This window comes from Pigmentiphaga sp. GD03639 (genome assembly GCF_029845405.1).
In the GTDB taxonomy this organism is placed as follows: Bacteria; Pseudomonadota; Gammaproteobacteria; order Burkholderiales; family Burkholderiaceae_B; genus Pigmentiphaga; species Pigmentiphaga daeguensis.
Genome location: NZ_JAOCLR010000048.1, coordinates 21,874 through 30,946, shown reverse-complemented (window position 1 = coordinate 30,946; position 9,073 = coordinate 21,874). Strand labels below are relative to the sequence as shown.

The window sequence follows — 9,073 nt, the reverse complement described above, 5'->3', positions numbered from 1 at the left end:
TTCACCGACACCACGCTCGACCGGATGGCGCGCTATCTGCAACTGGCATCGCTGTTCCGCAACAAGATCATTACCGGCGACTGGCCGGTGGGCGGCCGCATCCCGAACGTGGCGGACCTGGCCGTGGACTTCGAAGTGGCGCGCGGCACCATACGCGAGGCGCTGGGCGTGCTGGAGGACGAAGGGCTGATCGAGCGCTTCCGCGCGAAGGGCAGCTTCGTTCGCCGGACGCCCAAGGAGCGCAGCGCGCACCGGCTGGCCATCGACTGGGCCTCGCTGATCTCGGCCCACGAGGGTGCGGACATCGAGGTCCTGGAACAGCGCGAGCTGGACGAACTGCCCGCCTTCGCGGCGGGCGAAGGCGAACCGGCCGAGCATTACACGATGATGCGCCGGCTGCACGCGCGCGACGGCCACCCCTACCTGGCGGCCCGCTTCATTCTGGACAGCGAGTTGTTCAGGCAAGGACCGCCTGAGCGCTTCCGGCACGAGGCCACCCTGCCCATCCTGCACGAGATCGCCGGCAAGCGCATCGCGCGGGCCAACCAGGTCATGACCCTGGGCAGCGCCGACCGCGAGATGGCCGCGCTGCTGGAACTGCCGCTGAACGCGCCGGTGGCGCACGTCGTGCGGCGCGCCATCGACACGTCGGGCAAGCTGATCTACGTGGGGGAAGGGATATACCGGGGGGATGCGGTCAGGCTGGAGATCGCGCTGATCTGATTCAGAGCAGCTTGTCGAGCACCGCCATGACGCCCACGGCCACGACCAGCATGGAACCGAGCTTGATGGTCATGCGCTGTTCCAGCAGGCGCAATTCCGAGCGAAATTCCGATCTCAGCTGACCCTCGGTGCTGATCAACCGGTTTTCCAGCGCGTGGATATCTCCTTTGAGGCTGGTTTCCACCCGCTCGAGATCGGTACGCGCTGCCAGAGAGACCCGTTCGAGATCGGCTCGCGTAGCCAAGGCATCCATGCCGGTTGTCAGCACCTGCGCCAGGGCCTCGGCCTGCGCATCGGCCACAGGCGCAGCCACGCCTGCCTGCTGCAGGCGTTTGGAATATTGCAAGGTGTCGAAGGCAAGAGCGGCGGTCATGGAAATATTCTATGCCATACGGTCGCGCTGAAAAACAACGGGCAGGATGTTTCCATCCTGCCCGCCGTCATCCTGCCTGGCACAAGCGCGCGATCAAACCCCGACCAGCCGGACCCGCGCCTCGCGGTACTTGTCCGACGTGCGCTCCAGCACGTTCTGCGGCAGCCTCGGCGCGGGAGCGGTCTTGTCCCAGGGCTGGGTTTCCAGCCAGTCGCGCACGAACTGCTTGTCGAACGACGGCGGGCTGCTGCCCGGCACGTAGGAATCGGCCGGCCAGAAGCGCGACGAATCGGGCGTCAGCACCTCGTCCATCAAATGCAGCACGCCGTTCTCGTCCAGGCCGTATTCGAACTTGGTATCGGCGATGATGATGCCGCGCTGGGCGGCATATTCGGACGCCAACTGGTAGATGCGCAGCGAGACTTCGCGGATCTGCTCGGCCAGTTGCGGGCCGACTTCCCTGACCACGTGCTCGAAGCTGACGTTCTCGTCGTGCGAGCCCAGTTCCGCCTTGGCCGCCGGCGTGAAGATGGGCGCGGGCAGCTTCTGCGCCTGCACCAGGCCTTCCGGCAGCTTGATGCCGCACACGCCGCCGGTGTCGTGGTAGTCCTTCCAGCCCGAGCCGATCAGGTAGCCGCGCACCACCGCTTCCACCAGCACCGGCTTGAGCCGCTTGACCACCACCGCCCGGCCCGCGACCTGGTCGCGTTCGTCGGCGGCGACGACGCTCTCGGGCTCGACGCCGGTCAGGTGGTTGGGGATGATGTTGCCGAGCCGGCCCAGCCAGAAGTTGGTGAGCGAGTTCAGCACCTCGCCCTTGCCCGGGATCGGATCGTCCAGGATGACGTCGAAGGCGGACAGGCGGTCGGTGGTGACGATCAGGAGCTTGTCGTCGCCGACGGCATACATGTCGCGCACTTTGCCTCGCGCCAGCAGCGGCAGGGAACGGATGGTGGACTGGTAGAGCGGTGCGGACATGATGCGGCCTGCTTCGACGGTTGAGGGCTTACTTGACGATCTGGGCCAGCTTGCCGGAGGCGTAGTCGGCGGCGATCTGCGACAGCGGAATCGCCTTGATCTTGCTGGCGTTGCCGGCGGTACCGAACTGGGTGTAGCGCTCGACGCAGATCTTCTTGGCGGCGGCGCGCGCGGGCTTGAGGTACTCGCGCGGGTCGAACTTCGAGGGGTTCTCGGCCAGGAAGCGGCGGATCGCGCCGGTCATCGCCAGGCGGATGTCGGTGTCGATGTTGATCTTGCGCACGCCGTGCTTGATGGCTTCCTGGATTTCCTCGACCGGCACGCCGTAGGTTTCCTTCATGTCGCCGCCGAATTCGCGGATCTCGGCCAGCAGGTCCTGCGGCACGCTGGAGCTGCCGTGCATCACCAGGTGGGTGGTCGGCAGGCGGCGGTGGATTTCCTTGATGCGTTCGATGGCGAGGATATCGCCGCTGGGCTTGCGCGAGAACTTGTAGGCGCCATGGCTGGTGCCGATGGCGATGGCCAGCGCGTCGATCTGGGTGCGCTTGGCGAAGTCGGCGGCCTGCTCGGGGTCGGTCAGCAGTTGTTCGCGGGTCATCGTGCCTTCGGCGCCATGACCGTCTTCCTTGTCGCCCTTCATGGTTTCGAGCGAGCCCAGGCAGCCCAGTTCGCCTTCGACCGAGATGCCCTGCACGTGGGCCATCTTCACGACCTGGGTGGTGACGTCGACGTTGTAGTCGTAATCGGCGATGGTCTTGCCGTCGGCCATCAGCGAGCCGTCCATCATCACGCTGGAGAAGCCCATCGCGATGGCGCCCTTGCAGACGTCGGGCGACTGGCCGTGGTCCTGGTGCATGACGACGGGAATGTGGGGATAGGACTCGACCGCCGCGGCGATCAGGGCCTTCAGGAAGCCTTCGCCGGCATACTTGCGGGCGCCGGCCGAGGCCTGCATGATGACCGGGCTGTTGGTCTCGTCGGCGGCTTCCATGATGGCCTGGACCTGCTCCAGGTTGTTGACGTTGAACGCCGGGATGCCGTAGCCGTTTTCTGCCGCATGGTCGAGCAGTTGACGCATGGAAACGAGTGCCATTGTGAACTCCTGATTGAAAGTTGTAATGCCGCGCTCAACCGTGTTGGCCGACGCGCACGATTTTTAGAGTATTGGTTCCGCCCGGCGAACCCATCGGTTCGCCCACGGTGAAGACGACCAGGTCTCCCGGCCCCGCCACGCCCTTTTCCACCAGCAGTTTCTCGGCCGCCAGCAGCGATGCGTCGCGATCGCCGGATTCTTCCAGCTGCAACGTCCGCACGTTGCGGTACAGCGCTACTTTACGCTGCGTCGCCACGCGCGGGGTCAATGCGTAAATGGGTGTTGCACTATCGTGCCGGCTCATCCACAAGGTGGTCGCACCCGAATGCGTCAACGCGCAGATCGCCTTGCAGCGCATGTGATGCGCGGTGAACAGCGCGGCGTAGGCGATGGACTGGTCCACGCGATGGAAGGTCTGGTCCAGGAAATCCTTGTCCAGCTCGAAATGCTGGGACTTCTCGGCTTCCAGGCAGATGGAGGCCATGGCTTCGATGGTCTCGACCGGGTAGCGCCCGACCGCGGTCTCGGCCGACAGCATCACCGCATCGGTACCGTCGAGCACCGCGTTGGCCACGTCCGACACTTCGGCGCGCGTGGGCATGGCGTTGACGATCATGGATTCCATCATCTGCGTGGCCGTGATGACGGTACGGTTGCGCGAACGCGCCATCCGGATCATGCGTTTCTGCAGCGCGGGCACGGCGGCCGCGCCGACCTCCACCGCCAGGTCGCCGCGCGCCACCATGATGCCGTCCGAGGCGTCGATGATTTCCTCGAGCACGGCGATGGCCTCGGCCCGCTCGATCTTGGCGATGAGCTGGGGCCGCGCGCCGGTGGGGGCGCCGGCGATGGCCACCAGCTGGCGTGCCATCTCCATGTCGGTGCGGTTCTTGGGGAAGCTGATGGCGATGTAGTCCACGCCCATCTGCACCGCGGACCGGAGGTCTTCCATGTCCTTGCCGGTCAGCGCCGGCGCGGTCAGGCCCCCGCCCTGGCGGTTGATGCCCTTGTTGTTCGAGAGCTCGCCCCCGACCAGCACCTCGGTGTGGATCTCGGTGCCTGCGACGCGGATCACCAGCAGGCGGATCAGGCCGTCGTTCAGGAGCAGGATGTCGCCCGACCGCACGTCGCGCGGCAGGTCGGGATAGTCCAGGCCCACCTTGCCCTGGTCGCCCAGTTCGCAGGCGGCATCGAGGATGAAGGGCTGGCCCGGCTCGAGCTGGACCTTGCCGTCGGCGAACTTGCCGACGCGTATCTTGGGCCCCTGCAGGTCGGCCATGATCGCGACCTCGCGATCACAGGCCAGCGCGGCGGCGCGCACCAGGCCGGCGCGCGCCGCGTGGTCTTCCGCAGTGCCATGCGAGAAATTGAGCCGTACTACATCGACGCCGGCACGGATCATCCGCGCCAGCGTGTCGGCCGAGCTGGAAGCCGGCCCGAGTGTAGCCACGATCTTCGTGGCACGAGCGGAAGGTGCGTCCACAGGGTCAGGCGCCTTGAGCGGCGCGCTCCTCCAAGATGGCGACCGCGGGCAGCGACTTGCCTTCCAGGAACTCGAGGAAGGCACCGCCACCGGTCGAGATGTAGCCAACCTGGTCCGCGATGCCGTACTTGGCGATCGCGGCCAGCGTGTCGCCCCCGCCGGCGATCGAGAACGCCGGCGAGGCCGCGATGGCGCGGGCCAGCGTTTCGGTGCCATGCGAGAAGGCGTCGAACTCGAACACCCCCACCGGGCCGTTCCAGACGATGGTGCCGGCGGCCTTGAGCAACTGCGCCAGGCGTTCGGAGGTGACGGGACCGATGTCCAGGATCAGGTCGTCGGCCGCGACGGCATCGGCGGACTTGGTCTGGGCCGGCGCATCGGCGGCGAAGGTCTTGGCGCACACCACGTCGGTCGGGATGGGCACGGCGGCGCCGCGCTTCTCCATGATCTCGATGATGGCCCTGGCCTCGTTCACCAGATCCGGCTCGGCCAGCGACTTGCCGATGGGCAGGCCCTTGGCCAGCATGAAGGTGTTGGCGATGCCGCCCCCCACGATGAGCTGGTCGACCTTGTCGGCCAGGCTCTTGAGGATGGTCAGCTTGGTCGAGACCTTGGAACCGGCCACGATGGCCACCAGCGGCCGCTTGGGCGCGCTCAGCGCGCGGCCCAGGGCGTCCAGCTCGGCCGCCAGCAGCGGGCCGGCGCAGGCCACGGGGGCGTAGCGCGCGATGCCGTGCGTGGTGGCTTCCGCGCGGTGCGCGGTGCCGAAGGCGTCGTTGGCGTAGACGTCGCACAGCGCGGCCATCTTGCGCGCCAGCGCCTCGTCGTCTTTTTTCTCGCCCTTGTTGACGCGGCAGTTCTCGAGCAGCACGACTTCACCGGGCGCGACGGACACGCCGTCGACCCAGTCGGCCACGAGCCGCACGGGCTTGCCCAGCAGCTCGGACAGGCGCTTGGCCACCACCGCCAGCGAATCGGCGGGGGTCAGGGTGCCTTCGGTGGGACGGCCCAGGTGCGACGTCACCATGACCGCCGCGCCGGCGTCCAGCGCCAGGCGGATGCCCGGCACCGACGCGCGGATGCGCGTGTCCTCGGTGATGTTGCCCTGGTCGTCCTGGGGCACGTTCAGATCGGCGCGGATGAACACCCGCTTGCCGTCCAGTTTTCCCTTGGCCGCCAGATCGGCCAGCGTGATGACCTTGCTCATGGACTTACTTCGCCGACATCAGCGCCACGGTGGTGTCCAGCATGCGGTTGCTGAAGCCCCACTCGTTGTCGTACCACGACGAGACCTTCACCAGGTTGCCGTTGACCTTGGTCAGCGTGGCGTCGAAGGTGCTGGAGGCCGGGTCGTGGTTGAAGTCGGACGACACCAGCGGCTCGGTCGAGTAGTTCAGGATGCCCTTGAGCGAGCCTTCCGAGGCTTCCTTCAGGATGGCGTTGACTTCCTCGACGGTGGTGTCGCGCTTGGCGATGAAAGTCAGATCGACCACCGACACGTTGATGGTCGGGACGCGGATGGCGTAGCCGTCCAGCTTGCCGTTGAGCTCGGGCATCACCAGGCCGACCGCGGCGGCGGCGCCGGTCTTGGTCGGGATCATGTTCTGGGTGGCCGAGCGGGCGCGGCGCAGGTCCTCGTGGTAGACGTCGGTCAGCACCTGGTCGTTGGTGTAGGCGTGGACGGTGGTCATCAGGCCCGAGACGATGCCCAGCTTGTCGTGCAGCGGCTTGACCAGCGGGGCCAGGCAGTTGGTGGTGCACGAGGCGTTCGAGATGACGGTGTGCTCGGCCTTCAGCACGTCCTGGTTCACGCCGTAGACGATGGTGGCGTCGACGTCCTTGCCGCCGGGGGCGGAGATGACGACCTTCTTGGCGCCGCCCTTCAGGTGGGCGCCGGCCTTTTCCTTGCTGGTGAAGAAGCCGGTGCATTCCAGCACCACGTCCACGCCCAGTTCGCCCCAGGGCAGCTCGGCCGGGTTGCGGTTGGCCAGCACGCGGATCTTGTCGCCGTTGACGACCATGTACTCGCCCTCGACCGTGACGGTGCCGGGGAACTTGCCGTGGGCAGTGTCGTAACGGGTCAGGTGCGCGTTGGTCTTGGGATCGCCCAGGTCGTTGATGGCGACGATTTCGATGTCGTGCTTCTTGCCACCTTCATAGTGGGCACGCAGGACGTTGCGGCCGATGCGGCCATAGCCATTGATCGCGACACGGATAGTCATGGTGTTTCCTTTGCTTTGATGAGAAGAATCTATGACGCTGGTGGACGGCGGCCCCGCTCAGCCCACCAGTTTCCGGACGGCTTCGACGACCCGTTCGGTGGTGAATCCGAAATGCTTGAACAATACGCCGGCCGGCGCGGATTCGCCGTAGGTGTCGATCCCCACGACCTCGCCGTCCAGTCCCACATACTTGCGCCAGTAGTCGGTGACTCCGGCCTCGACCGCCACGCGCGGCAGGCTGCGCGGCAGCACGTGCTGGCGCCAGGCCTCGTCCTGCCTGTCGAAGACCTGCGTGCACGGCATGGACACCACGCGCACGAAGATCTCGTCCTTGGCCAGCGCCTCTTGCGCGGCCAGCGCCAGCGCGACTTCCGAGCCGGTGGCGATGATCACGGCGCGCGGGTTGAGCGCGTCGCGCAGCACGTAGCCGCCGCGCGAGATGTTGGCGATGGTGGCCTGGTCGCGCTCGACGAAAGGCAGGTTCTGGCGGGACAGCAGCAGCGCCGTCGGACCACCCGCATGCACGTCCATGCCGATGCTGGCCGGCCGCTCGACCGCCGCGCCCCAGGCCACCGCGGTCTCGGTGGTGTCGCAGGGACGCCAGACCGCCAGGTTGGGAATCAGGCGCAGGCTGGCCGCATGCTCGATGGACTGGTGGGTGGGGCCGTCCTCGCCCAGGCCGATGGAGTCGTGCGTGAACACGTGCACCACGCGCTGTTTCATCAGCGCCGCCATGCGCAGGGCATTGCGGGAATAGTCGGAGAAGGTCAGGAAGGTGCCGCCGAACGGCAGGTAGCCGCCGTGCAGCGCGATGCCGTTCATGATGGCGGCCATGCCGAACTCGCGCACGCCGTAGTTGATGTGGCGGCCGAACTCGATGCCGTCCTTGCCGGCGCGCACCGGCGCCACGCCCTTCCAGTCGGTGTAGTTGGAACCGGTCAGGTCGGCCGAGCCGCCCAGCAGCTCGGGCAGCATGCCGGCCAGCGCCGTGATGGCGAACTGCGATGCCTTGCGGGTGGCGACGGTTTCCTGCTTCTGGTTGGTCTCGGCCAGGAACCGGGCGAATTGCTCGGCGAACTCGGCCGGCAGGTCGCCGCGCATGCGGCGCTCGAACTCGGCGGCCTGCCCGGGGAACTGGGCGGCGTATTTGGCGAACAGCTCGTTCCAGGCACCTTCGGCCTGCGCGCCCTTGGCCTTGCCGTCCCAGAACGCATAGACCTCGGCCGGGATCTCGAAGGGCGCGTAGGGCCAGCCGATGGCTTCGCGGGTGGCGGCGATTTCCTTGTCGCCCAGCGGCGCGCCGTGGACCTTGTCGGTACCGGCCATGGTGGGCGCGCCCTTGCCGATGACGGTGCGGCACTCGATCAGCGTCGGGCCGCCGTGCTTGCCGGCCTGGGCCTTGGCCTGGGCGATGGCGGCCTCGACGGCCTTGGCATCGTGGCCGTCGACGTTGTGGATCACGTTCCAGCCATAGGCCTCGAAACGCTTGGCGGTATCGTCGGCGAACCAGTACTTGATCTCGCCATCGATGGAGATGCCGTTCGAGTCGTACAGCACGACCAGCTTGGACAGCTTGAGCGTGCCGGCCAGCGAGGCGACTTCGTGCGAGATGCCTTCCATCAGGCAGCCGTCACCGACGAAGGCATAGGTGAAGTGGTCGACGATGGGCAGGCCCGGACGGTTGAACTCGGCCGCCAGCAGCGCTTCGGCCAGCGCCATGCCCACGGCGTTGGAGATGCCCTGCCCCAGCGGACCGGTGGTGGTCTCGACTCCCGGGGTGATGCCGACCTCGGGGTGGCCCGGGGTCTTCGAATGCATCTGGCGGAAATTGCGCAGTTCCTCGATGGGCAGGTCGTAGCCCGTGAGGTGCAGCAGCGAATAGATCAGCATCGAGCCGTGGCCGTTGGACAGCACGAAGCGATCGCGGTCGGCCCAGGCGGGATTGGCCGGATTGTGGCGCAGGTGTCCATGCCAGAGCGCGAGGGCGATTTCCGCCATGCCCATCGGCGCCCCGGGGTGGCCGGAGTTGGCCTTCTGGACGGCATCCATGGACAGCGCACGGATGGCATCCGCCATATTGAGTTGAGAGGCGGCTTGATTGCTCATGAAGACACTCGTTCCGGCGGGAAAACCCGCTGCTACAAAGCTTTCGAGTTTAACATTCGTACAAGTCCCCCGCCCTTTCGGGGGCCAGGATGCTT

8 protein-coding genes are annotated in these 9,073 nt (G+C 66.7%); 1 reads left to right on the top strand and 7 read right to left on the bottom strand.

What is annotated here, in order from left to right; all coding sequences use genetic code 11:
* The coding region (locus tag N5K27_RS27705) for a GntR family transcriptional regulator (protein WP_279820763.1) at nucleotides 1-723 on the top strand (723 nt) is incomplete at its 5' end.
* Nucleotide 724: 1 nt separating this feature from the next.
* Here N5K27_RS27705 and N5K27_RS27700 read toward each other — a convergent pair.
* The 7 genes from N5K27_RS27700 to tkt all read right to left on the bottom strand — a co-directional run bounded on the left by N5K27_RS27700 (nucleotide 725) and on the right by tkt (nucleotide 8,978).
* Entirely contained in the window at nucleotides 725-1,096 is a 372-nt protein-coding gene (locus tag N5K27_RS27700; RefSeq protein WP_279820762.1) for a hypothetical protein, read from the bottom strand.
* Between the two features lie 93 nt (nucleotides 1,097-1,189).
* Complete coding sequence (locus N5K27_RS27695) at nucleotides 1,190-2,074, bottom strand: phosphoribosylaminoimidazolesuccinocarboxamide synthase (protein WP_279820760.1); 885 nt, start codon at nucleotides 2,072-2,074, stop codon at nucleotides 1,190-1,192.
* A gap of 28 nt (nucleotides 2,075-2,102) precedes the next feature.
* Nucleotides 2,103-3,167 (bottom strand): class II fructose-bisphosphate aldolase, encoded by a 1,065-nt coding sequence (fba, locus tag N5K27_RS27690; RefSeq protein ID WP_087837945.1) that lies wholly within the window; start codon nucleotides 3,165-3,167, stop codon nucleotides 2,103-2,105.
* 34 nt (nucleotides 3,168-3,201) lie between these two features.
* Nucleotides 3,202-4,650, bottom strand: a complete 1,449-nt coding sequence (gene pyk / locus N5K27_RS27685; RefSeq protein ID WP_279820757.1) for a pyruvate kinase — start codon at nucleotides 4,648-4,650, stop codon at nucleotides 3,202-3,204.
* A 4-nt stretch (nucleotides 4,651-4,654) separates the two neighbouring features.
* Nucleotides 4,655-5,857 carry a phosphoglycerate kinase gene (locus tag N5K27_RS27680; protein WP_279820755.1) on the bottom strand — a complete coding sequence of 401 codons (1,203 nt, stop codon included), beginning with the start codon at nucleotides 5,855-5,857 and terminating at the stop codon, nucleotides 4,655-4,657.
* 4 nt (nucleotides 5,858-5,861) lie between these two features.
* On the bottom strand, nucleotides 5,862-6,872 hold the full coding sequence (gap, locus tag N5K27_RS27675) for a type I glyceraldehyde-3-phosphate dehydrogenase (RefSeq protein WP_087837948.1): 1,011 nt from the start codon (nucleotides 6,870-6,872) through the stop codon (nucleotides 5,862-5,864).
* A gap of 57 nt (nucleotides 6,873-6,929) precedes the next feature.
* Complete coding sequence (tkt, locus tag N5K27_RS27670; protein ID WP_279820753.1) at nucleotides 6,930-8,978, bottom strand: transketolase; 2,049 nt, start codon at nucleotides 8,976-8,978, stop codon at nucleotides 6,930-6,932.
* Nucleotides 8,979-9,073: the final 95 nt, after the last annotated feature.